Source organism: Propioniferax innocua (assembly GCF_006716235.1).
GTDB classification, from domain to species: Bacteria; Actinomycetota; Actinomycetes; order Propionibacteriales; family Propionibacteriaceae; genus Propioniferax; species Propioniferax innocua.
In genome coordinates, this window is sequence record NZ_VFOR01000001.1 from 714985 (window position 1) to 738338 (window position 23354).

Annotated in this window: 20 protein-coding genes and 1 other RNA gene; 11 read left to right on the top strand and 10 right to left on the bottom strand. The window is 66.4% G+C overall.

Annotated features, from left to right (window positions below; all coding sequences use genetic code 11):
• Positions 1-12 precede the first annotated feature (12 nt).
• Positions 13-1083 (top strand): hypothetical protein, encoded by a 1071-nt coding sequence (locus FB460_RS03340; protein WP_246044224.1) that lies wholly within the window; start codon positions 13-15, stop codon positions 1081-1083.
• Entirely contained in the window at positions 1080-3725 is a 2646-nt protein-coding gene (locus FB460_RS03345) for a multicopper oxidase domain-containing protein (protein ID WP_142092673.1), read from the top strand. Before FB460_RS03340 ends, FB460_RS03345 begins: the two co-directional genes overlap by 4 nt.
• Here FB460_RS03345 and FB460_RS03350 read toward each other — a convergent pair.
• The 5 genes from FB460_RS03350 to FB460_RS03370 form a co-directional block, all read right to left on the bottom strand.
• The gene (locus FB460_RS03350) at positions 3715-4899 is read right to left on the bottom strand and encodes an MFS transporter (protein ID WP_211345809.1); all 1185 of its coding nucleotides are present in this window, start codon (positions 4897-4899) and stop codon (positions 3715-3717) included. The genes FB460_RS03345 and FB460_RS03350 overlap by 11 nt on opposite strands.
• A 43-nt stretch (positions 4900-4942) precedes the next feature.
• Entirely contained in the window at positions 4943-5539 is a 597-nt protein-coding gene (locus FB460_RS03355) for an energy-coupling factor transporter transmembrane component T family protein (protein WP_142092674.1), read from the bottom strand.
• Positions 5536-6228: an energy-coupling factor ABC transporter ATP-binding protein gene (locus tag FB460_RS03360; protein WP_142092675.1), complete on the bottom strand. Its 693-nt coding sequence runs from the start codon at positions 6226-6228 to the stop codon at positions 5536-5538. The genes FB460_RS03355 and FB460_RS03360 overlap by 4 nt, the downstream gene beginning before the upstream one ends.
• A complete protein-coding gene (locus FB460_RS03365; protein WP_142092676.1) occupies positions 6225-6788 on the bottom strand; it encodes a biotin transporter BioY in 564 nt (187 codons plus the stop codon). The genes FB460_RS03360 and FB460_RS03365 overlap by 4 nt, the downstream gene beginning before the upstream one ends.
• 103 nt (positions 6789-6891) lie before the next feature.
• Positions 6892-9816, bottom strand: a complete 2925-nt coding sequence (locus FB460_RS03370; protein WP_142092677.1) for a bifunctional [glutamine synthetase] adenylyltransferase/[glutamine synthetase]-adenylyl-L-tyrosine phosphorylase — start codon at positions 9814-9816, stop codon at positions 6892-6894.
• A 95-nt stretch (positions 9817-9911) separates the two neighbouring features.
• On the opposite strand from FB460_RS03370, the gene FB460_RS03375 reads away from it, so the two are divergent.
• Positions 9912-10706 (top strand): sterol carrier family protein, encoded by a 795-nt coding sequence (locus tag FB460_RS03375; RefSeq protein WP_142092678.1) that lies wholly within the window; start codon positions 9912-9914, stop codon positions 10704-10706.
• Between the two features lie 9 nt (positions 10707-10715).
• Here FB460_RS03375 and glnA read toward each other — a convergent pair whose 3' ends face one another.
• Complete coding sequence (gene glnA / locus FB460_RS03380; RefSeq protein WP_142092679.1) at positions 10716-12059, bottom strand: type I glutamate--ammonia ligase; 1344 nt, start codon at positions 12057-12059, stop codon at positions 10716-10718.
• Positions 12060-12182: 123 nt separating this feature from the next.
• Entirely contained in the window at positions 12183-13034 is an 852-nt protein-coding gene (map, locus tag FB460_RS03385; protein ID WP_142092680.1) for a type I methionyl aminopeptidase, read from the bottom strand.
• Between the two features lie 22 nt (positions 13035-13056).
• Here map and FB460_RS03390 point away from each other — a divergent pair, with 22 nt between their 5' ends.
• The 5 genes from FB460_RS03390 to rnpB all read left to right on the top strand — a co-directional run bounded on the left by FB460_RS03390 (position 13057) and on the right by rnpB (position 17638).
• A complete protein-coding gene (locus tag FB460_RS03390; RefSeq protein WP_142092681.1) occupies positions 13057-13287 on the top strand; it encodes a hypothetical protein in 231 nt (76 codons plus the stop codon).
• A 72-nt stretch (positions 13288-13359) separates the two neighbouring features.
• Positions 13360-14049: a zinc ribbon domain-containing protein gene (locus tag FB460_RS03395; RefSeq protein ID WP_142092682.1), complete on the top strand. Its 690-nt coding sequence runs from the start codon at positions 13360-13362 to the stop codon at positions 14047-14049.
• A complete protein-coding gene (locus FB460_RS03400; RefSeq protein WP_142092683.1) occupies positions 14049-15479 on the top strand; it encodes an RNB domain-containing ribonuclease in 1431 nt (476 codons plus the stop codon). The genes FB460_RS03395 and FB460_RS03400 overlap by 1 nt, the downstream gene beginning before the upstream one ends.
• 231 nt (positions 15480-15710) lie before the next feature.
• On the top strand, positions 15711-17258 hold the full coding sequence (locus tag FB460_RS03405; RefSeq protein ID WP_142092684.1) for a DUF222 domain-containing protein: 1548 nt from the start codon (positions 15711-15713) through the stop codon (positions 17256-17258).
• Positions 17259-17276: 18 nt separating this feature from the next.
• Positions 17277-17638, top strand: an RNA gene (gene rnpB, locus FB460_RS03410) — RNase P RNA component class A.
• Here the strand turns inward: rnpB and FB460_RS03415 are convergent.
• Positions 17635-19062, bottom strand: a complete 1428-nt coding sequence (locus tag FB460_RS03415; protein WP_211345810.1) for a DHA2 family efflux MFS transporter permease subunit — start codon at positions 19060-19062, stop codon at positions 17635-17637. The two genes, rnpB and FB460_RS03415, sit on opposite strands and share 4 nt — an antisense overlap.
• Positions 19063-19144: 82 nt before the next feature.
• On the opposite strand from FB460_RS03415, the gene FB460_RS03420 reads away from it, so the two are divergent.
• Genes FB460_RS03420 through FB460_RS03430 form a run of 3 tightly spaced genes read left to right on the top strand, consistent with a single transcriptional unit; the run spans position 19145 to position 21868 of the window.
• A complete protein-coding gene (locus FB460_RS03420; RefSeq protein WP_142092685.1) occupies positions 19145-20593 on the top strand; it encodes an aminopeptidase P family protein in 1449 nt (482 codons plus the stop codon).
• Positions 20572-21609 (top strand): magnesium/cobalt transporter CorA, encoded by a 1038-nt coding sequence (gene corA, locus FB460_RS03425; protein ID WP_142092686.1) that lies wholly within the window; start codon positions 20572-20574, stop codon positions 21607-21609. The genes FB460_RS03420 and corA overlap by 22 nt, the downstream gene beginning before the upstream one ends.
• Before the next feature lie 16 nt (positions 21610-21625).
• A complete protein-coding gene (locus tag FB460_RS03430) occupies positions 21626-21868 on the top strand; it encodes a hypothetical protein (RefSeq protein WP_142092687.1) in 243 nt (80 codons plus the stop codon).
• 3 nt (positions 21869-21871) lie between these two features.
• On the opposite strand, the gene FB460_RS03435 is transcribed toward FB460_RS03430, so the two are convergent.
• Together FB460_RS03435 and FB460_RS03440 are read right to left on the bottom strand one after the other, a co-directional pair.
• Positions 21872-22399, bottom strand: a complete 528-nt coding sequence (locus FB460_RS03435) for a general stress protein (RefSeq protein WP_425466955.1) — start codon at positions 22397-22399, stop codon at positions 21872-21874.
• Complete coding sequence (locus tag FB460_RS03440) at positions 22399-23328, bottom strand: HpcH/HpaI aldolase/citrate lyase family protein (RefSeq protein ID WP_170209930.1); 930 nt, start codon at positions 23326-23328, stop codon at positions 22399-22401. Before FB460_RS03440 ends, FB460_RS03435 begins: the two co-directional genes overlap by 1 nt.
• Between the last annotated feature and the right edge of the window lie 26 nt (positions 23329-23354).

The following is a 23354-nucleotide window of genomic DNA, read 5'->3' on the forward strand; positions in this document are numbered from 1 at the left end:
AAAAATATGGGCATGAGTGCGCCATCCGCAGTACCCGACAGGGCTCCGCTGCGGATGGCGCTCATCATGTCTGCGGCCGCCTCCATGCTCATCGGCCTCAACGCCGGGCTGACTCGCCTGGCTGTCCCCGCACCCGTCGACAGCGTCGAGCTCGGCACCAGGCACGGGCCGATCATGGTGTTCGGCTTCATGGGTTCACTCATCGCTCTCGAGCGCGCGCAGGCCCTGCGCAATCCACTGGCCTACCTCGCCCCCGCTCTGATGTCCTTGGGCGCTCTGGCGCTCGCCATCGGTCCCTCGCCTCGGCTGGGGCACATCCTCCTCATCGATGGCACGCTCGCCTTCACCGTCGTGGTGTTCCTCCTGTGGCGACGCGCCCCGGTCACCCTCGTGGCGGTCCAGGTGCTCGCCGCCGTGCTGGCGGCTCTCGCCGCAGCTTTCCTTTTCAATCACGAGGTCCCGGCCGTCATCGGCCTGCTGACCGCATTTCTTGTCATCACCATCACCGCCGAACGCGCCGAGCTGGCCCAGCTATCGATGGGCCCATCGGCGACGCGTGTTCCCGTGGTGGTCGCGGCGGGTATGAGCCTCGGCGCGGTGGGCTCACTGGCTGATTCCGAGATCGGCGCGCGCATCCTCGGCGCCACATTGCTCCTGACCTGCGGTTGGTTGCTGCGCGATGACATCTCACGTCGTTTCATCCGACTCGACGGCCAACGTCGTTTCCTTGGCGCCGCCCTCCTGATGGGCACCCTGTGGCTGGCGGTGGCGGGCTGCGTCTGGCTGGCACGAGGAACCGGCGATGCCGCCTACGACACCGGAATCCATGCGGTCTTCCTGGGCTTCGGGATGTCGATGATCATGGCCCACGCCCCGATCATCTTCCCCACGGTCCTGAGCCGCCCCCTGCCCTACCGCCCCGTGATGTGGGCGCCGCTGGGCATGCTGCACGTGGGCATGGTCGCCCGCGTGGTCGGCGACCTGCTCCACCTGACCCCTCTCCATCAAACAGGAGGCATCATGACGGTCCTGTCGATGCTGCTCTTCGGAGCCACGGCCGCATACTCGGCGGCGCGAGGATGAACGCCCGGCGGCGTCGCGCACGCGACTTCACCCTCATCGTCTGGTTCGTGGCGGCCATCATCGTCGCCGTAGCTCATCGGTGGGTTCCCGAGGCCACGTGGCTGATGATCCATCTGGTGACGCTGGGTGCCCTCACCCACTCCATCCTCGTGTGGAGTGAGCACTTCTCGCGTTCGCTGTTGAAGACCCGCACCACCCAGGCCTCCGAACGCGCGCAGCGTATCCGTCTGGGCCTGCTCACCGCCGGGTCGGCGATGGTGCTGGGCGGAGTCCCCAGCTCGTTGTGGCTGCTCACTCTCACCGGAGCCACGATCGTGAGCGCTGCGGTGCTCTGGCACGGACTCGCACTGTGGTCGGATCTGCGTCGTGCACTGCCCGGGCGTTTCCACATCACCGTTCGCTACTACGTGACCGCCGCGGCCTGCCTACCGGTCGGCGCCACTTTCGGCGTGTTGCTGGCGCGTGGCCTCCCCGAGCAGTGGCATGCCCGCCTCCTGGTGGCACACACCATGGTGATGCTGCTGGGCTGGGTGGGCCTCACCGTCATCGGCACCCTCGTCACGTTCTGGCCCACGGTGCTGCGCACCCGGATGGACGAGCGTGCGGAACTGACGACGAAACGTCTCTGGCGCCCACTTGTGGCGTCCATCGGCGTGGTGCTGGTCGGTGCCCTGTGGGGTGTGAACGCCGTGGCCGTGATCGGCCTGGTGGTCTATGTGGCGCTCGTGTGCTGGTGGGGACGAACGCTCCTCACGCCACTGCGCAAGAAGCCGCTCGAGGAGTTCGCCCCGGCCTCAATCGGTGCCGCGATGGTGTGGTTCCTGATCTCGATGGGCCTGACCGGATGGACGGTGCTCACCTCCGACGACGGCTCCCTGGCTCGCGCCTTCCCCGGACTCGCCGCCTACTGGGTGGGCGGGTTCATCCTGCAGCTTCTTCTGGGGGCATTGAGTTACCTGCTGCCGTCGATGTTCGGTGGTGGTCCACGCATCGTCCGCGCCGGGGGACGCTGGTTCAACCGCTGGGCTGGCGTCCGGCTGACCGTCGTGAACGCAGGTCTGGTGGTGTGGATGATGCAACCACCGAGCTGGGTGCGCGTCACGGTCTCGTTGGCCGTCCTGCTCGCCTACACAGCATTCCTTCCCCTGCTCATCGGCGGGGTCAGAGCCTGCATCATCGAGCGACGCCGCCGCGAGGCCGGCGAGCCCGCGAAGGAGCCCGAGAACACCCCTGCGCTCAGCGGCTCCGGCGTGGTCGCGGGATTGGCCATCGTTGCGCTGGTGGCATCTCTCGGGTTCGCCATCACCCCCGATGGCCGTGGTGAAGAAGTGGCGGCGGCCTCTGACGTGACTCCCACCGGGCGCACGCTCGAGGTGACCGTCGAGGCCCGTGACATGCGGTTCGAGCCCAGCCGGATCGAGGCCGAAGTCGGCGACCAGGTGGTCATCACCGTGATCAACACCGATGAGGCCATGGTCCACGACCTGTACATCGCGGGTCAGCAGACCCCTCGCCTGGAGTCCGGTGATTCCGCCGTGCTTGATCTGGGCGTGGTCGGTGAATCCGCCGAGGGCTGGTGCACCATCGTCGGACACCGCCAGCAGGGCATGACGCTGGACCTCGTCGTGACCGGCAGCGAAGCTCCCGGTGGCCAGTCGGAGAACGCCCACGAAGGGCATGGCGATCACGGGGCCTCCACCCCCGGGGACCGCATGACGTTCGATCCGGACGCACCGTTGTCGGCCTCCATCGACGCGAATGCGCCAAAGCCCACCGACGAGGTCGACCACCGTTTCACGATCGAATCGGTGAACGAGAACCTCGAGGTGGCACCGGGCGTCTGGCAGACCCGCTGGGTGTTCCGCGGCGGCCCCGAAGGCATCCCGAACCCGGGCGGAAGCGTCGGGCCGACGATCCGAGGCAGGGTCGGGGACACCTTCGAGGTCACCTTCGTCAACAACGGCGACATGGGTCACTCCATCGACTTCCACGCCAGCAACGTGGCCCCCGATCGTCCGATGCGCACCATCGCCCCCGGGGAGAGGCTCGTCTACCGCTTCACCGCCCATCGTGCAGGGGCATGGCTGTATCACTGCGGGACCATGCCGATGACCGCACACATCGCCGGGGCCATGCACGGGGCGGTGATCATCGACCCCGAGGACCTCGCCCCGGCCGACAAGGAATACATCCTTGTGCAATCGGAGATCTACATGGAACCGGGCACCGGTGATTCACCGGAGTCCGCCACCCCTGTCGACGCCGCACGCGCGGCCGCCGACACACCAGATTTCGTGACCTTCAACGGCATCGCCGATCAGTACCTCCAAAAGCCACTGCCGGCGCAAGTGGGCGAACGCGTCCGGTTCTGGGTGGTGGCCGCCGGGCCGAACCGCGGCTCGGCATTCCACATCGTCGGCGCTCAGTTCGACACCACCTACCACGAGGGCGCCTACCAGTTGAAGCAGGGACGCGATGCCTTCGGCTCCCGTGATGGTGGCAGCCAGGTGCTCGACGTGGCCGTGGCATCGGGTGGATTCGTCGAGACGGTCTTCCCCGAACCCGGGCATTACACGATGGTCGATCACGCCATGGCGAATGCCGAACGCGGCGCCCGCGGGATCGTGGAGGTCACGCCCTGACGCCGGGCTCATCCTTGGCCCGTGCGACCAGGAGCGCGACGATGGCGATGACGATACCGGCCAACGAGAGGGCCACCGAGGTCCAGGTCGGTGCGACCCAACCCCAGCCCCACGACAGCACGAGGCCGCCGGCTGCAGCGCCAAGAGCGTTGGCGAAGTTCAGGGCCGCATGGTTCAAGGATGCGCCGAGATTCTGTGCCGAACCGGCCACGTTCATCAAGTGCATCTGCAGACCGATGACGAGCATCGCCGCCGACGCCGCCCCCATGCCCACTAGGAACGTGACCAATGGCAGGGGCCCGGCGGCGTTCAGCGCGAGCAGGCTGAAGAACGTCACCATCGCTCCGAGCCCACCGAACATGGCGCCCCACACCGAGCGTCCGGCCACGAGGCCACCCAGCCAGGTGCCGACGAGCCCACCGAACCCGAAGACCAGCAGCACCAACGGGACGTGCTGCATGCTCGCTCCGGTCACGTGGAGCAGCAGGGGCTTGATGTAGGAGAACATCGAGAACTGTCCGCCGAAGCCGATCGCACCGATCGCCATCGCCAGCCAGAGCTGGGGGCGCATCAGCGCGCCGAGTTCAGACCGGATGCTCTGATCGGTCGGACCGCTGTAGGGAACCATCGCGCGCAGCATGACGAGCGTCAGGGCCGCGATGGCGGCGACCATCCAGAACGCGGCGCGCCAGCCGAAGGCCTGCCCCAGTGCGGTGGCCAGTGGCACTCCGGCGAGGTTGGCCACCGGAATCCCCAGCATGACCCGGCTCACCGCCTGGGGGCCGCGTCCGGCCCGGGCGAGTGACACGGCCACGATTGCGGCCAGCCCGAAGTAGGCACCGTGCGGCAGCCCGGCGAGGAACCGGGCCACCAGCACCAGCCCCAGGTTCGGGGCCAACGCCGTGCCGATGTTGCCCACCAGGAACGCGGCCATCAACGCGATGAGAACCCCTCGACGCGGCCGCCCGGCCGCCACCGCCGAGAGCAGGGGTGCCCCGACGACGACGCCGATCGCATAGGCCGAGATCGCCTGTCCCGCGGTCGGGATGTCGACACCGATGCCATGGGCCAGTTCGGGCAACAGCCCCATGACGACGAACTCGGAGGTACCGATGGCGATGCCACCGGTGACGAGGGCGACCGTGGCGAGAGCGAGGGAGGGTGTGCGTGACACGTCTCGCCACCGTACTCCTGATGCCGATTTCTGTCCGGCACCGTCACTCGAGCATGTCGGACTCCCCCAGCCCTCGGGCCACGAGCGCTTCCCCGGTCACCTGCGCCAGCGCGATGGCATGCACGATGACCGGCGCGAGATTCGCGATGGGGTTCCGGCCCAGTCCCCGGGCGCGGGCCGCATCGCGCACGGTGCCCATGGCGTCGAGGATCTGCGGGATGCTCCGCAGCATCAGCGCCACGGCCAGGGCGACGCGCTCGGGGAGGACGCGGCTCATGGCGTCGAGGAGGTCGGGCCCCGATGTGGTCAGCACCAGCGCTCGCGCCAGATAGAGAGCGGCGAGAACATTTCCCGGCACCACGACCATCAGATCCACACGCCCATGGATCCCCTGATAGATCACCACCACCACGAGAATGAACACCACCGGCCACGCCAGCGGCAACCACCGACGCACCGGCACACGCGAGGTGAACAGCACGATCAGGGCGATCGCCAGGCCGCCGAGCGTCACCCATGGGGAACGGACGACAAGGGGTATCAGCGACAGCAACAGCACCGCCAGGATCTTGACCCCGGGCGGGGTCCGATGCACCAAGGAATCGCCCGGGGTGTGGATTCCGAAGATTTCGGTCCTCACGCCATCCGCTCCCGATACCGCGGCAGGACGGTGGCCGCCATGCCGTCGTCGACGATGCGTCCATCTTCGACCACGAGGACACGCTCACAGGTGGCTGCGAGTTCGAGGTCGTGCGTCGAGATGATCATCTGCTGCGGCAGGGACGCGAAGGTGCGACGCAGGAGATTCCGATTGCGCAGATCGAGAAGGGTCGTGGGCTCGTCGGCGACGATGATCTCCGGATCGACGGCGAGCACCGACGTGAGGCTCACGAGCTGACGTTCGCCACCGGAGAGGTCATGGATCGACTGGTCCAGCACATGCGTCAGGCCGCGCTCGGCCAACAGTGCAGCGGCGCGTTCGCGTCGCTCGGCGCGATTCTTGATCGTTCGACGCAGACTCAGCCCCACATCGTCCACGGGCGTCGACATCACCAACTGCGCCGCAGGATCGGTGAAGATGAACCCCACCGTGCGTCTCACCCGGCGCGGCGCCGACGCCACGTCGATGCCCTGAACCAGGACACTGCCCCGAGTCGGCGTCATCAACCCGTTGATGAGCTTGAGCAGCGTCGATTTTCCCGATCCATTGGGCCCCACGACGGCGATGCGGTGTTCGGTGAGCTCTGCGGTGACGTCTGCCAGAAGAACCCGCGTCGTTCCATCGGGGCGCTGGGCCTCGACGGTGACGCCGTTGAAGGTGATACTCACGACAGACCGTGACGGATCCGCGGGAACGCCTTGAACACCGCCAGCGCGATGACGACGGCCAACACATTCTTGGCAAGGTCACCGGGCCAGAACATCAGGTCGCCCAGGAAGGCGTCCTTGAACGGCGTCTGTTGAGACCACATGAGCCCGATGATGCCGAGTGCATGCGAGAGCGCCAACCCCACCAACCCGGCGAGGAAGACTGCGGCGGCCAAGGCCCGCCGGGCAAAGGCCCGGTGTAGAACCGAGACCAACCCGCCCGCCACCAGCGCGGCGAAGGGGAATGACAGGAGGTACCCCGCGGTCGGACCGGCGAGGGTCGACAGTCCTCCGGTTCCTCCTGCGAACACCGGGGCTCCGATCAGACCGACGACCACCCACAGGGCCACCGACAAGAACCCGCGAACCGGGCCGAGAATGATCCCGGCGAGGATCACCGCCAGCGTCTGCAACGTGATCGGCACCGGACCGACGGGGATGACCACGAACGACATCACTGCGGCGAGCGCGGCGAAGACCGCGATCAGGGCCAGATCACGGGGTGCATCGGTGTCGGTCATGGTGGTCTCCTTGTGCTCACGAATGGGGCGGCTCACGAACAGCCTGAACAGTGTTCAATTATCCCATGGGAGCGTTGCCCGACGCCACCGGCCATGCCGGGATCTACTCCTCGTCCTCCCAGAACAGCAACTCGACCACGCGTCTGGCCTGGAATGCACGGCGATGGTAATGATCGATCAGGTGCGACGCTCCCGTCTCACCGGTGAGCAACATGCTGACCGCGGCCAGATCACGGTGCCCCTGCGGCAGCACGTCGGCGTCCTTGCCGCGCACCATCATCACGCGATCACGGACACGGCTCGCCAGACGCCAGGCCGCTTCGAGCGCCTCGGCGTCGTCGGCCTCCACCAGCCCTGCCTCGAGCGCTGCCGCCAGAGCCGGGAGGGTACGCGTCGTCCGGAGCCCTTCAATGGCGTGCGCGTGACGCAACTGGATCAGCTGCACGGTCCACTCGACGTCAGCCAGTCCGCCCGGCCCCAGCTTGAGGTGACGTTTGCGGTCGATTCCACGCGGCAGACGCTCGGATTCCATACGGGCCTTGAGCCGCCGGATCTGCTGCACGGCCGAATCCGTCAGATCCGCAGGCCAGCGCAATGGCCGGATCTGCTCCAGGAACCGTTCGGACAGCTCTTCGTCACCGGCCCCGTGGGCTGCACGGAGCAATGCCTGCTGCTCCCACGTCTCACCCCACCTCGCGTAGTACGCGCGGTAGGAGCCGAGCGTCCGCACCAACGGGCCATCACGCCCCTCGGGCCGGAGGTCGAGATCGAGCGTCAGGGGCGGCACCCCGGGAACACTCTTGCGGAGCTCCCGGCGCACCGCCTCGATCACCTTGGCCGCCCGATCGCTCGGAGCGTCATCCCCGAGCACGATCAGCGCATCGGCGTCGGAGGCATAGGACATCTCCCCGCCACCCCACCGGCCCAGAGCGATGACGGCCATCTGGATCGGGTCATCACCCATGACGATCTCCAGAGCCACGTCGAGCACCGCCGACGCCACATCGGTGAGCCCGGCACCGACCTGCTCCAGATCGATGTACCCCAGCAGATCGCCCGCACCGATCCGCAACAGTTCCCGTCTTCGCAGGGCACGCACCGCCGAGATCTTGGCGCTCACCTCATCGTGGAGTGCGGCTGCAGCCCGCATCTCCGAACGCAACTGCACCAAGGAAAGGGGACGGAGATTCTCCGGCTTGCTGAGGATCTGCACCGACTGCGGTGCCCGCTGGATGAGATCCACCAAATAGCGTCCCGCGGTGAGCATCCGAGCGAGCCGCTCGGCCATGGCACCCTCATCGCGCAGCCCCCGCAGATACCAGGGCGAGGTGCCGAGCGCCTCGGAGACCTGCCGGAATGCCAGCAACGCATGGTCGGGATTCGCACCCTCGGCGAACCACCCGAGCATCGCCGGCAGAAGCTGCCGTTGAATCTCGGCCTGGCGCGACACTCCACGGGTGAGCGCTTCGATGTGTCCGAGCGCCGAACGCGGATCGTCATAGCCCAACGCCGCGAGCCGTTCGCGGGCGGCCTCGGTGGTGAGCCGCACCTCTGCGCTGGGGATGCGCGCAACCGCTTCGAGCAGCGGTGAATAGTAGATGCGCTTGTGCAGCGACAACACGCGTCGGGAGCAGGACCGCCACACCTCTGTGACCTGCTTGGGCTCCATGCGCAGACCGCGGGCGATCCGGTCGAGGTCTCGCCCGGGTTCGGGCAGCAGATGCGTCCGACGCAGGTGCGTCAACTGCACCCGGTGCTCCAGGAGCCGCTCCCAGCGGTAGGCATCAGCGAATTCAGCCCCGTCCGCACGGTTCACATACCCATGACTGATGAGGTTCTCCAGCGACGTCAGCGTCGCCCGCGAACGGAGCCGTTCGTCGGCACGCCCGTGCACCAGCTGCAGGAGCTGCACGGTGAACTCGACGTCACGGAGTCCACCGGCACCCAGTTTTATCTCTCGGCCAGCATGTTTGGCGGGAATGTTGTCGATCACGCGTCGACGCATCGCCTGGGATTCGGAGACGAAGTTCTCCTTCGATGCCGCCTTCCACACCATCGGCGCGATCATGTCGCAGAACTCTCCCGCAAGATCGAGGTCGCCGGCCATGGGACGTGCCTTGAGCATCGCCTGGAACTCCCAGTTCTTGGCCCACCGGAGGTAGTAGGTCTCATGCGAGGTGACGGTGCGCACCAACGGACCGGCTTTCCCCTCCGGGCGCAGGCCGGCATCGAGCGGCCAGATGGTTCCCGCCCCGGTATGGGCCGAGCAGATGGTGGCCAGGGCCCCGGCGACCTTGGTGCCCACGGCCATGGCCTGATCGGGGTCGACGCCTTCGGCGGGTTCGGCCACGTACAACACATCGACGTCTGAGGCGTAGTTCAGCTCCTGAGCCCCGCACTTTCCGAGGGCGACGACGCCGAGCCGACAGGCTTCCCATTCCTTGACGCTCCCCCGCGCCAGACAGAGCGCAGCGTGCACGGTGGCATCGGCGAGATCGGCGATCTCGGCGGTGATCTCTTCCAGGATCTCGGTCGGCTCGGGATGGGTCAGGTCACGGGCGGCGATCTGCATGAGCCCGGTGTGATAAGCCCGGCGCAGATCGTCCGAGCGTTGGGGGTCGGCGGCCTCCAGGCTCCCCTTCTCGGCTGCCTCAGGGGCGCCGATGGCCTCCACCAGGACACGGCGCCACTCATCGGCCGAGCGTCGCCGCGGCTCTTCGCTGAGTGACTCGATGGCTTCTGGAACCCGGATCAGATGCTGGTGGAAACCTGTTCCCGCCCCCACGACGGCCGCCAGCCGCCCCAGCAGGCCCTCCTGACCGGTGAGGTGTTCCAACAGTCCGTCGTGTTCGTGAAGCAGACGGTCGATGATGGTCAGCGCATCGTCGGGATCGGCACATCTGGCGACAGCGTCGATGACCGGAGCCATGGCCTTTTCGCCCCATGCGTCAACGATCGCCGCAGCGGCCCCGGCGTCGCGGAATCCGCGCTGAACCATGAGCCCCCGGGTCGAACGTTCGCGTGCCATGACGCGATTGTTTCATGTGCCTACTGTTCAATTTGTTCAATCTACGGTTCCCGGGATGCAACCTGCTGTCCATCGTCACGGCGTAAGTTGTAGGAGTGCCATCACTGAAATCTGCCTCCACCCAACGTGGCGTCGCCCGCAGCGCCGCGGGCGTCGCCGCGCAGGCACGCCACGTGGGCGCTTTTCTCTCGACCCTTCCCGCCCCGGCTTTCACACGCCCCACCAGGCTCCCCGGCTGGGACCTGCGTCTGTTGACCGCACACCTGGTGCATCTGCAACAGCAGATGATCGAAGATGTCCGGGAGGGCACCACGGCGCGCCCGGCCAGTACCGGCGAATTCATGCGTGCGGCCCAGGCTTACGGCCGTCGCATCACCGAGCATGCCGAAGCCATCGCCGCCGAGGACGACGGCCCGACACTCGCCCGTCAGCTCCGTCGCAATGTCGGGGAGTTGGCGTCCCTGGTGGACAAGGCGACGCCCGATGTGGTGGCGTCGGTCCCTCCCCTGCGGATGCGCGACCACCTGCGCCTGACAGCCATCGAGTGGGTCATCCACAGCGACGACATCAACGCGGTGTTCGGTGCCCAACCGATACCGATCGATGCTCAAGCACAGGCCGATGCCGTGCGCTGTCTGGCCGAAGTCCTTGCCCATTCGAACCCCGGGCACTCGATCGAAGTACGTGTACCACCACTCAGCGCCGTGCAGTGCGGATTCCCCGGAGACCCCACCCACACCCGCGGCACCCCACCCAACGTGGTGGAAGCCGAACCGATGGTCTTCGCCCGGCTGGCGTCCGGCCGCGTCTCGTTCGCAGACGCCGTCGGCAACGGGCTGACAGCCAGCGGCACACGTGCGGACATCTCCGACATGCTGCCGCTGCTGTAACTCGACAGCTCAGAGAACCGGCAGGTAACGCTCCAGTTCGAATGGGGTCACTTGGGCACGGTATTGCGCGAACTCCGCCTTCTTGTTGCGCAGGAAGAACTCGAAGACATGCTCCCCGAGGGCTTCGAGGGCCAGATCGGAGGTCTCCATGAACCGAATGGCTTCGTCGAGGTTGCGTGGCAGGGGGCGGATTCCCATGGCCGTGCGCTCGCGGTCGGTCAGACGCCACACGTCGTCCTCGGCCTCATCGAGCAGGTCGTACTCGTTCTCGATGCCGGCCAGGCCGGCGTGGAGAATCATCGCGTAGGCGAGGTAGGGGTTCGCCGCAGTGTCGATCGAGCGCAACTCGATACGCGCCGAGGATCCCTTCCCCGGCTTGTAGATGGGGATCCGCACCAGCGCTGACGCATTGGTACGCCCCCAGCAGATGAAGCTGGGTGCCTCGGCACCGGTCACCAGGCGCTTGTAGGAGTTGACCCACTGGTTGGTGACGGCGCTGATCTCCTCGGCATGGTGCATGATGCCGGCGATGAAGCGTCGGGCTGTCTTGGAGAGCTGGTGCTCGGCGGTGGCGTCGTAGAAGGCGTTGTCGTCGCCCGAGAACAGCGACATGTGTGTGTGCATGCCCGAGCCGGGCGCCTCGGAGAGGGGTTTGGGCATGAAGGAGGCCCGGATACCGCGAAGTTCGGCCACTTCCTTGACCACGACTCGGAAGGTCATGATGTTGTCCGCCATCGAGAGTGCATCGGCGTAGCGCAGATCGATCTCCTGCTGCCCCGGCCCGACCTCGTGGTGGGAGAACTCCACCGAGATCCCCATCGCCTCGAGCATCTCGATCGCCGTGCGGCGGAAGTCACTGCCAGTGCTGGAGACGGTGTGGTCGAAGTATCCGGAGTTGTCGATCGGCACCGGCGGCTCCCCCGGAACCACATCCTTGTTGAACAGGAAGAACTCGATCTCGGGGTGGATGTAGAAGTCGAAGCCCATCTCGGCGGCCTTGTCCATGGCCCGCTTCAGCACATAGCGGGGATCGGCGTAGGACGGTGAACCGTCGGGAAGGCGCAGATCACAGAACATGCGCGCGGTGTTGCCGCCCCCGGGCCATTTGCGCCACGGCAGGATCTGGAACGTCGAGGCATCCGGGTGCGCCACCATGTCCGATTCCATGCCGCGCTCGAATCCCTCGATGGATGAGCCGTCGAAACCCAACCCCTCGGTGAATGCGCCCTCCAACTCTGCAGGGGCAATGGCCACCGACTTCAGGAAGCCCAACACATCGGTGAACCACAGGCGGACGAACTGGACGTTCCGTTCCTCGAGGGAGCGCAACACGAAATCGGTCTGCTTGTCCATGGGGTCAGTGTGTCATCCGTCATCGCTCCCCGAACATGCCCTCGCATTTGGTGGCTCTCAGCGAGCTCGAAAGGGAAATCTTCCCTCCTGTGTCGATGAGAGCCCATCAAATGCGAGCACCGGTCAGGGCAGCGTCAGGATCTCCGCACCATCGGGGTTGATGACGACGGTGTGTTCGAACTGGGCGACGCGTGAGCGGTCCTTGGTGACAACGGTCCAGCCGTCGTCCCACTGGTCCCAGTCGATACCGCCGAGGGTGATCATCGGTTCGACGGTGAACGTCATGCCCGGCTGGATCACGTCGTTGAACTGGGGTGCGTCGTAGTGCGGGATCACCAGGCCGGAGTGGAACTCGGTGTGCACCCCGTGGCCGGTGTAGTCACGCACGACGCCGTAGCCGAAGCGCTTGCCGTAGGACTCGATGACCTTGCCGATCACGTTCACCCGGCGCCCGGGCTTGGCTGCCTTGATGCCGCGCATCATGGCCTCATGAGTCCGTTCGGCGAGCAGTTTGTCCTCTTCGCGGGGTTCACCGGCGAAGAAGGTGGCGCAGTTGTCGCCGTGCACTCCATCGATGTAGGCGGTGAGGTCGATCTTGACCACATCGCCCTCCTCGAACGGGCGGGCGTCGGGGATGCCGTGGCAGATCACCTCGTTCACCGAGGTGCACAGACTCTTGGGGAACCCGCGGTAACCGAGCGTCGAGGGATAGGCCTTGTGGTCCATGAGGAACTCGTGGCCGATGCGGTCGATCTCATCCGAGGTGACCCCGGGCGCCACGGCCTTGCCCGCCTCTGCAAGCGCTTGCGCGGCGATGCGCCCGGCGTGGCGCATCTTCTCGATGGTCTCCTCCGACTGCACGTGGCTGCCACGGTACGTCTCCGGAGCGGTACGGCCCACATAGGGCGGGCGCTCGATGCTGGCTGGTACGGAGCGGACGGGGGACACGGCATAGGGTTTGATCGGAGAGTTCACCCGGCCATCCTAGGAGGCGATCATGGAAGACGTCATCCAGTACTGGTTCTGCACCAAACATCATCGCGTCGAGTGGGAGAAGCCCTGTCGGGCCATGCACCGGCTCGGCCCCTACGGCTCACGTGCGGAGGCCGAGCACGCCCTGGACAAATTCGCCGACAGGGCCGAACAGTGGCAGTCCGATCCGCGCTGGAACGACGAGCCCGAGGATGACGAATCCGAGAACGACGAATCCGATGATGCCAAGGCCTGACGCGGCTGGTTAGACTCGTCGGTGCCCTGAGGAGGAATCATCAAAGCCGAACCTGCTGCGCAACGCACCCTGTTGGATCTCGCCCGCATCGACACCGAGGTGGCGCGTCTCGAGCATCGCCGCACGGCCCTGCCCGAGCTTGCACAGATCAAGGAGTTGATGACCAAGCGCGCCGCCCTCATGGAGCGCTACACCGCCGCCGAGACGCAGGTGACGGATCTGACCGCCGACCAGGAGAAGGCCGAGCAGGATCTCGAACCGGTCCGTGCCCGCCGGGCCCGGGATCAGCAGCAGCTCGATGACGGCAGCGTCACCGACGCCAAGGCCCTGCGCGGTCTGCAATCGGAGATCGCCAGTCTGGACAAGCGGATCTCAGATCTGGAGGACGCCGAGCTCGAGGTCATGCAGGCTCTCGAGGAAGCCCGCGAAACCTACGAGTCGGTGAAGTCCGAACGCATCGAGGTCGAGAACACCATCCGCGGTCTCATGAAAGAACGGGACGCCGCCTTCACCGAGATCGACACAGACCTCGAACAGCAGCGACGAGCCCGCACGACGCTGATCGAGGGGCTCCCCGCCGATCTGCGGAGTCTCTACGCGCGGATAGCGGAACGAAACGTATCCGGCGCGGCCGAGATCGCCGAGGGCCGCTGCACGGGATGTCGACTCGACTTGGACCCTGCCGAGATCACCAGCATCGAGCAGGCAGCACCCGACGCCGTCATCCGCTGCGATGAGTGCGGACGAATCCTGGTGCGCTGATGCCCACCCGGCCCATCGTCGTCCGTGAAGTACCACCGGCTCTGGCCGAGGGGTTCGAGCAGCTGCGTCAGCGTGTCGAGGTGCCTGATGCCTTCCCTCCCGAGGTGCTCGCCGAGGCCGAGCAGGCAGTGGCGTCGGCCCCCGAGTCCTTTCCGACGCTGGACCGCACCGACATCGACTTCTGCGCCATCGACCCGCCCGGAGCCCTTGATGTGGATCAGGTGCTCCACATCGAACGACGCGATGCCGGCTTTCGCGTGCACTACGGCATCGCCGATCTGAGCCTGTTCGTGCAGCCCGGTGGCCTCATCGACGCCGAGGCGCACCGCCGCGGCCAGACGTTCTACGCCCCGCACCGCCGCGTCGGCCTCCACCCCCCGTTGATCGCCGAGGATCACGCAAGTCTCCGAGAGGGACAGGTGCGCCCCTGCGTGTTGTGGACGCTGGATCTCGACGCATCCGGGGCACTCACCCAGACGCACGTCGAGCGGGCCATGGTCCGCAGTCGGCGCCAGATGACGTACGCCGAGGCCCAGCGGGAACTGGACCGTGGTGAGGCCTCGGAGACCATCGAGCTGCTCGCCGAGGTGGGTCCGCTTCGGCAACGGATCGAGGCCGAGCGGGGTGGTGTCAGCCTCAACATCCCCGATCAGGAGGTTCGGGCGCACGGCTCGAAGTGGCGGCTGGAGTTCCGCGAGGGCATGCCCATCGAGGGATGGAACGCACAGATCTCGTTGCTGACCGGGATCGCCGCGGCGGAGATGATGCTCGCGGCCCGCATCGGCATCGTGCGGACGCTGCCGCCCGCCGAGGAGTCCGCGCTGAGCAAACTGCGGGCGACGGCGTCGGCCCTGTCGATCCCGTGGCCTCAGGACATGGATTACCCCGAATTCGTGCGCAGCCTCGACATCACCTCCTCCACGCATGTGGCCATGATGTATTCGTGCACGACGCTGTTCCGCGGCGCGGGTTATTCGGGGTTCACGGGCGATCTTCCCGAGAACACGCAACACGCGGCTCTGGCCACTCCCTACGCACACACCACCGCTCCCCTGCGTCGGCTGGTGGACCGCTACGTCAACGAGACCTGCCTCGCCCTGTGCGCGGGCGTCCCTGTCCCGGAGTGGGTCGTCTCCGAGCTGGAGACGCTGCCCGAGGTCATGCGGGCCTCGGATCAGCGCGCCAAGAAGTACGAGCGCGGCATCGTGGACCTCACCGAGTCCCTCATTCTCAGCGGACGTGTGGGGCAGGAGTTCGACGGCACCGTGGTGGGTGTCGACGAGAAGGGCACGCGCGGGACGGTGCTGATCCCCGACCCGGCCGTCGAGGTGAAGGTCAGCGACGCCGAGCTGCCGCTCGGTGAGCAGGTGCGCGTGCGTCTGGAGGGCGTGGACCTCGTCGAGGGCCGGGCCGATTTCGTGCTGGCGTGAAGGCCGGCCCTGTGACCGGGCCCGCCGACGCTCAGTCAACCGGTGAGACCCGGAGCAGGTTTCCGTCCGGGTCGACCATCGCCCATGGTTCGCAGCTGACGGTCATGACCCCCTTGCGCTGTCGAACACTTGTTCTATATACTGGCTTCAGCTTCGGTTCTCTCGACTCACCCCACCCCCTGAGCCCACCCGCCCCTTCCGCTCTTCCGTCTCATATGAGGAGGTGTCCCGATGTCCGTGATCGATCTCCCTTCCCGTGCCGAGGTCATGGCCGCGCTGGGTGAGGCACGCCTGCGCCAGCGGCGCGCGGAGATCGATCAGGTCGCGCTCATCGCGACGGCTGCAGACGCCTACGGATGGGTCGATGTGGACCCCGCGACGGCCGCCGAGGCCCCATCGGTCCTGCACGGCGAACGGCTTCTCCGAATGGGCGCGGAGGGGACGCCGGAGGTCGCCGAGTTCATCTGTCTCGAGGTCGGCCCGGCCCTGCGCATGTCCCCCGATGCGGCACGCTGCCTGATCCGCGATGTCCTCAACCTGCGTCATCGTCTCCCGCTGCTGTGGGCAGCGGTGCTGGACGACGGCATCGAGGTGAAGATCGCCCGGGCAGTGGCCCGCAAGACCGGCGAACTCGGCGTGGAGCCATGCCGCTGGCTCGATTCGATGCTCGCCCCACTCGTGGCTCAGCGCGCCTCGAGCTGGAAGATCATCACCACGGTGGAAGACCTCGTGCTGCGCGCCGACGCCGAACTGGCCGAGCAGAAGCGCCAGGAGAAACTGCGCTCGCGACATGTGCATCTCGCCCCGGTGGACGATGCCGACGGGGTCAGCAGTGGCGTCACCGACCTGTTCGCCCGCCTCGAGACATGTGACGCCGTGCGCCTCGACGGCACGCTCGATGCTCTGGCCGACCGTTTGGATCCGGAGACCGGCCGCGATGAACGCCGCGCCCGGGCACTGGGGCTGCTCGCCGACCCTCACTCCGCCTCACGATTGCTGTCGGACGCTCCCCCGGACGAGCCTGAACAGGTTGCGCCCGCAACGCAGGTCGTCCCGGTGACCACGGTGAATCTCGTGGTGCATCTGCGCCCCACCGACCTCACCGGAACAGGGAATCATCCCTCAGGTGGCGTCTGGGAGAAGCACGGGCCACAGACCCGGGCGGCCCTCACCGAGCTATTGGGAAACCCGGCCACCACGATGGTGCGAGTCCAGCCGGTGATCGACCTGAACGAACCGATCGCCGTGACCACCTACCGGCCCACGGAGCGGCTCGGTCACGCGGTCCGGCTTCGTGACGGTGGCGAGGTCTTCCCCTGGTCCAGTCGGCGGGCCGCCACCGCTGCACCAGATGGCCTCGATCTCGACCATTCGACGCCCTGGCCGCACGGCACAACGAGTCTGGACAATCTGGGACTGTTGTCGCGCCGGAGTCACAGAGCGGTGACGCACGGGGGTTTCAGCGTCGAGCAGGTCCGCTCGGGTGTGTTCCGCTGGCGCACGCCGGCGGGGCAGACATGGTGGACAACCCCACACGGCACCAGTGACCGGCCTCCGCCAGAACCCGGCCAGCTCTATGCAGCCGCACCCGACCAGGGTCGCGTGTCCACTGCGACTTCCCTGCGGGTCGCTGGCCTGTTGGGCGTCGATCCACCCGAAACCGTCGCTCGCATCACCCGAGCAGCGCACGAACACGCCTGGTCAACCACAGCCGAGCCCGGTGGCCGCCTCCGAACGCCACCGGCCCCGCCGACCGATGCCACCCCACCGCCGTTCTGACGTACACTGGTGGGTCGACGAGGCGCCTAGGCGGTCGCGTCCATGCCGCAAGGCGTGGTCGAGGAAAGTCCGGGCTCCACAGAGCAGGGTGGTGGGTAACGCCCACCCGGGGTGACCCGCGGGCCAGTGCCACAGAGAACAGACCGCCCCGATGCGCCGGTTCGCCGACGTGCCGGGGTAAGGGTGAAACGGCGGTGTAAGAGACCACCGGCACCGTGAGCGATCACGGTGGCCAGGTAAACCCCACCCGGAGCAAGACCAGACAGCAGGCGGGTTGCTCGCCCTTGCCTGCGGGTAGGTCGCTGGAGGCCGTCAGCAATGACGGTCCGAGATGGATGACCGTCCCACGACAGAACCCGGCTTATCAGGCGCCTCGTCACACCCCTGCTCGGGCCACGGCACGGCGCTGCAACATGACCGCCACGACGACGCCCAACGACACCACCGCACCGGCCAGATACGCGGCCCGGGCACCTGCCATGAGGGATGTCACCTGATCGGCGGCACCGGACCACCCCGCCCCCAGACTCAGCGCGGTCACGGCCAGAGCCGTGCCGGCTGCACCTGCGAGCTGCTGCAGCGTGTTGAGGATCGCGCTGCCGTGCGAGGTCAGACGCTGCTCGAGCGCACCGAGGGCATCGGAGAACAACGGCGTGAACAGCAGGCCGAGCGAGACCATCAATGCCGTCTGCGTCACCACGATCATCCACAGGGCGGTCTGCGGGGTGTACAGCGTCATGGTCCAGGCGGCCGATGTCAGGCCCAGGGCGCCCGGCAGCACGAGCCACCGCGAGCCGAAGGCGTCGTACAGGCGCCCCACCACCTGCGACATCACAGCCATCGCCAGACCACCGGGAAGCATGACCAGCCCAGCCACGAGCGTCCCGTAGCCGTGCACATTCTGCAGGTAGATTGGCAGAACGATCATGGAACCGAACATGGCGAACATCGCCAACAGCATCGTCAACAGCGAGAAAGTGAAACGCGCCTCCAGGAACGGACGCAGATCAAGCAGCGGGGCACCGGAACGCTGCAGCACCAGCTGACGGCGCGTGAACACTCCGAGCGTGACCACGCCCACGGCCAATGCGACGAGCGCCTGGGCCAACGCATCGGGCTGTCCGGCGGCCTCCCCCAGCGTCGACAACCCCAGGACGGTGCTGCCGAACCCGACCGCGGAGAGCAACACCGAGGGAACGTCGAGCCGATCCCGCACCACTTCTCCGACATTTCTGACCATGACCAGCCCGACCACCAGGGACGCCACGCCCAGCGGCACCATCAGCGAGAACACCCAGCGCCATCCGAGCGTCTGCAGGATGAGTCCGGAGACGGTGGGCCCCAGTGCGGGGGCAGCCGCGATGACGACGCCTATCAGCCCCATCACCGCTCCCCTGCGCTGCACCGGCACCAGTGACATCACCGAGGTCATCAGCAACGGCAGCATCAACCCGGTGCCGCTCGCCTGGACGACGCGCCCGGCCAGAAGCGCCCAGAAGGTCGGCGCCGAAGCGGCCAGGACCGAGCCGCCGAGGAAGAGCGACAAGGAGGTGATGAAGACCTGCCGTGTCGTCAACCGTTGGAGGAGGTAACCGGTGGTGGGGATGACGACGGCGAGGGTCAGCATGAAACCTGTGGTGAGCCATTGTCCCGCGGCCGCAGTGACCTCGAAGCGTTCCATGATGACGGGCAACGCAACGACCAGCGTGGTCTCGTTGAGGATGAAGATGAAGGCGGACGCGATCATGAGGCTGAGGGCGATGACGACATCGCGGGGTATGACCACATCTGGTTGCTCGTTCACCCATTCATGGTGACACCCCGACCCAACTCACGCTGCTCGATCGCATTACTGCGGGCCATGGGGCGGTATTAGGATCCCTTCCATGAGTGAGGAACAGCCGTCCAAGCGTCAGCACACCTTCTCCGATGCCTTCGTGGAATTCATCCCCACTGGATGGGAGGACGCCGACCTCTCGACGCCAGACCCCCTGCCGGCGAGCCATCACACCGCCGCGCGTCGGGAGAAGTTGAGCGCGATGTTCCCCGAGGACCGGCTCGTGATCCCGGCCGGCGGCTTCAAGGTACGCAGCAACGACACCGACTATCGCTTCCGTCCACACTCGGCCTTCGCCCATCTCACCGGGCTCGGCAGTGACCGTGAGCCCGACGCCGTGCTGGTTCTGGAGCCCACCGACAAGGGGCATGACACCACGCTGTATTTCAAGCCCCGCGCTCCACGCACCGACCGAGAGTTCTATGCCGACTCCCGCTATGGCGAGATGTGGGTCGGACAGCGCGAGACCCTCGAGCAGATGGGCGCCATGACGCAGATGTCGGTGGCCCATATCGATGAGCTGGACGACGCACTGTCCAAGAATGCTTCGGCCACCACCTTCCGAGTCCTACGCGATGCCGACGCCGCCCTCACCGCACGCGTCGACGAACTGCGTGGGGAACAGACCACCGAGGCGGACGCCGAGCTCGCCACCGCACTCTCGGAGCTCCGTCTGGTGAAGGACGACTTCGAGGCCGAGGAGCTGCGGGAGGCATGCCGCCGCACCGCCGAGGCGTTCGAAGCCGTCGTGGAGAACCTCCCCGAAGCCGTGCGGCGTGGCCGCGGTGAGCGCTGGGTCGAGGGGATCTTCGGGCTTCACGCCCGCCACGCCGGGAACGCCGTGGGCTACGACACCATCGCCGCGGCCGGCGACCATGCCTGCACCCTGCACTGGATCCGCAATGACGGTGATCTCACCGGCGACGAACTCATCCTCATCGACGCCGGCATCGAGCTGGATTCGCTCTACACCGCCGACATCACCCGCACCCTGCCGGTCAGTGGCGAGTTCACCGCCGAGCAGCGCCAGGTCTACGAGCTGGTGCTGGCCGCACAACAGGCCGGCATCGAGGCGGCCAAGCCCGGTGCGCATTTCCTGGACCCGCACCGTGCAGCGATCCGCGTCATCTGTGAGGGGCTGGCGCTGTGGGGCATCCTACCGGTCTCGGTCGAGGAAGCGCTGTCCGAAGAGGGCGGCCAGTGGCGTCGTTGGATGGTGCACGGCACCTCGCATCACCTCGGTCTGGACGTGCACGACTGCGCCCGTGCGCGCCGCGAGTATCACCGAGATGGCACGTTGGAGCCCGGCATGGTCATCACGGTGGAGCCCGGCGTCTACTTCAAGCAGAACGACCTGCTCGTCCCCGAGCCGCTGCGCGGGATCGGCGTCCGCATCGAGGACGACATCCTCATCACCGCCGACGGCAACGAAAACCTTTCAGCGATGCTGCCCCGTGATCCGGACGAGGTAGAGGCATGGATGGCGAAGCTCCTGTGACGAGCCCCGGAAGCCTCGAATCTCCAGAGAGCGTCGTCGCCTGGAGCCACTACCGCGACGGCGTCGCAACCGACTGCACCGACCTCACCGAAGCGGCCCGACTCGCCGCTGCCGATGACGGGTTCGTGTGGCTCGGCCTGGCCGATCCGACGAACAAGGACATGGTCCGGTTGGGGAAGGAGTTCAATCTCCACCCGCTGGCGATCGAGGACGCCGTCGAGGGCCACACGCGGTCCAAGCTCGAGTCCTTCTCCGGAACGCTGTTCCTCGTGATCTCCACGATCGCCTACATCGACCATGACCGGGATCAGATCGAATCCGAGATCGTCTCGACCGGTCAGGTCATGGTGTTCGTCGGCAAGAACTTCGTGATGACGGTCCGACGCGGACGCCACTCCCAGCTCTCGGCCATGCGAGCACAGTTGGAGGCCAAACCCAAGCGTCTCTCCAAAGGCCCTCACGAGGTGCTGTATGCCGTCCTCGACAAGCTGATCGACGACTACCTGCTTGTGGTGCAGGCGTTCGAGGACGATGTGGAGGAGGTCGAGAGTGCGGTGTTCGGGCGTCCGTCGACGCACGACATCGACCGCGTGTACAACATCAAACGCGAGCTGATCGAGTTCAAGAAGGCCGTCTTCCCGCTGTCGATGCCGCTGCAATCATTGGCGACGCGGGACTACGACGTGGTTCCCACCGAGGCAAAGGCGTACTTTCGCGAACTGTCGGATCACCACACCATCGCCAAGGAATCCATCCAGTCATTCGATGAAGTGCTGACGTCGCTGTTGTCGGCGTCTCTGGCCCGAGCGAGTTTCGCTGACGGCCGTGACATGCGCAAGATCTCCGCGCTGGTCTCCCTCGTCGCAGTCCCGACCATGATCGCCGGTATCTATGGGATGAACTTCGATCACATGCCCGAGCTGCACTTTCGCTACGGCTACCACGCATCACTGGTGCTGATGGGGCTCAGCATGATCGGGCTGGTCATCTATTTCCGACGCAAGGGCTGGCTGTGATGGGAGTGTGGCTGCGATGAAGCGCATCATGATCCCGTTCGTGATGTTTCTCTCGACCGTGCTGGTCGGCACCGTGGCCATCGCGATCGCGCAGGACGCCATCGGGTGGGGCTGGTGGTGGGTCGTGCCGATGTCGGGCGGAATCATCCTCACGATCTTGATGTTCCGACTCTTGGTGCAGCGCGCTCTGGAACGGCAGAACGCCGAGGATCGACGCCTGGACGAGCTGGAACGGCAGAACCGCAAGCCCGGCGCCTGACCTCTACTCGAAGAGCTTGGCCCGCGCCCCGGGCATCTCCATCAGCAGTTCCCTGGCACGTGCGGCGTGCTTGTGTTCGCAAAGGATCTCGAACCTCGTCGGCACGGTCTGGGTGATGGAGTTGAAATCGCGTCGCCCACCGGTGGCAGCGTAGGAGATCGCGCTCATGATGATGTTGAACACCACCGCGAGCCCGATCCCGAGGGCGAACACCGGCCCGAGCATGCCCGGCTCGGCGAAGAACGAGAACAGCAGGCCGATCAGCAGGCCGGTGAAGACACCGTTCAACGCACCTCCTGCAATCACCGACCCCCAGCTACGGCGCCCGGTGACGCGCTCGATCAGCTTCAGGTCGGTGCCACAGATCATGAGGTTCTCGACCGGGAATCCCTTGTCGGAGAGGAAATCCACGGCCTTCTGGGCCTCGGCGTAGTCGTCATGCGTCGCGACCGACTGCGGGAATTCGAGCTCCAATGACAGCGAGCCCATGCCCTGCCCGACGTTCCCACGTCCCATACCCGGCACGGCCATCACTCCCCCATTCCGGCGGCTCGGCCCCGTGCGACCACCACGCGTGAAACCTTGATCGACGCCTCATCCACCATGTCGTCGTCGACGGTGATCGCACCCACCGCCCCTTGCACGCGTTCGGTGGCCGCAGCATAGGCATCCATGATGCGTCGAGCACGTTCGAACTCCTCGACGCTGGGGGTGAACGCCTCGTTGCCCAGGGCGATCTGGTCGGGGTGCAGCACCCATTTGCCGTCATAGCCGAGGGCGGACGCGCGTCCGGCGGAGACTCGAAAGCCCTCGCGGTCGCGGATCGCCACGTAGGGGCCATCGATGGCAGCGATCCCCGCAGCACGCGCGGCCACGATGATGCGCGTGTGCACATGATGAAAGGCGTCGGCGATGTCGTAACCGGCCGGTTGCCCGCCGATCGACAGACTCGGCATCCCCATCGATGCGGCGAAATCCCCCGGTCCATACACAAGCGAAACCATCCGTGGACTCGCCTGGGCGATCTCATCCACGTGCACCAGCCCCTTGGCGTCCTCGATCTGCGCCTCGATACCGATACCGCCGACGGGCAGGTCGTGGTTGCGTTCCACCTGGGTGAGGAGGAGGTCGAGGGCACGCACATGATCGGCGCCGGTCACCTTGGGCAGCACGAGTGCGTCGATGTGGGCCCCGGCCCCGCCGACGACCTCGAGCACATCGGTGTACGTCCAGGCGGTGGACCAGTCGTTGACGCGGACGCTGACCCAGCCGGGCCGCCACTCCCCCGGCAATGCAGAGATGATCTTGATGCGGGCGTCCTGCTTCGCCGATGGGGCGACGGCGTCCTCCAGATCGAGGAACACACCATCGGCATCGGCGTCACGGGCCTTGGCGAGGAAACGGTCACTCGATCCGGGTACGGCGAGGATCGTGCGGCGGGCGATATCAGCGTCGATCACGCTTCCAAGAGTATTAGCTCCACAAG

Bases quoted from the DNA above. Each gene is read 5' to 3' on its own strand.
- FB460_RS03340 (WP_246044224.1), top strand. From the start codon at position 13: ATGAGTGCGCCATCCGCAGTACCCGACAGGGCTCCGCTGCGGATGGCG.
- FB460_RS03345 (WP_142092673.1), top strand. From the start codon at position 1,080: ATGAACGCCCGGCGGCGTCGCGCACGCGACTTCACCCTCATCGTCTGG.
- FB460_RS03365 (WP_142092676.1), bottom strand. From the start codon at position 6,788: ATGACCGACACCGATGCACCCCGTGATCTGGCCCTGATCGCGGTCTTC.
- FB460_RS03370 (WP_142092677.1), bottom strand. From the start codon at position 9,816: ATGGCACGCGAACGTTCGACCCGGGGGCTCATGGTTCAGCGCGGATTC.
- glnA (WP_142092679.1), bottom strand. From the start codon at position 12,059: ATGGACAAGCAGACCGATTTCGTGTTGCGCTCCCTCGAGGAACGGAAC.
- FB460_RS03390 (WP_142092681.1), top strand. From the start codon at position 13,057: ATGGAAGACGTCATCCAGTACTGGTTCTGCACCAAACATCATCGCGTC.
- FB460_RS03400 (WP_142092683.1), top strand. From the start codon at position 14,049: ATGCCCACCCGGCCCATCGTCGTCCGTGAAGTACCACCGGCTCTGGCC.
- FB460_RS03405 (WP_142092684.1), top strand. From the start codon at position 15,711: ATGTCCGTGATCGATCTCCCTTCCCGTGCCGAGGTCATGGCCGCGCTG.
- FB460_RS03420 (WP_142092685.1), top strand. From the start codon at position 19,145: ATGAGTGAGGAACAGCCGTCCAAGCGTCAGCACACCTTCTCCGATGCC.
- corA (WP_142092686.1), top strand. From the start codon at position 20,572: ATGGATGGCGAAGCTCCTGTGACGAGCCCCGGAAGCCTCGAATCTCCA.
- FB460_RS03430 (WP_142092687.1), top strand. From the start codon at position 21,626: ATGAAGCGCATCATGATCCCGTTCGTGATGTTTCTCTCGACCGTGCTG.
- FB460_RS03435 (WP_425466955.1), bottom strand. From the start codon at position 22,399: ATGGCCGTGCCGGGTATGGGACGTGGGAACGTCGGGCAGGGCATGGGC.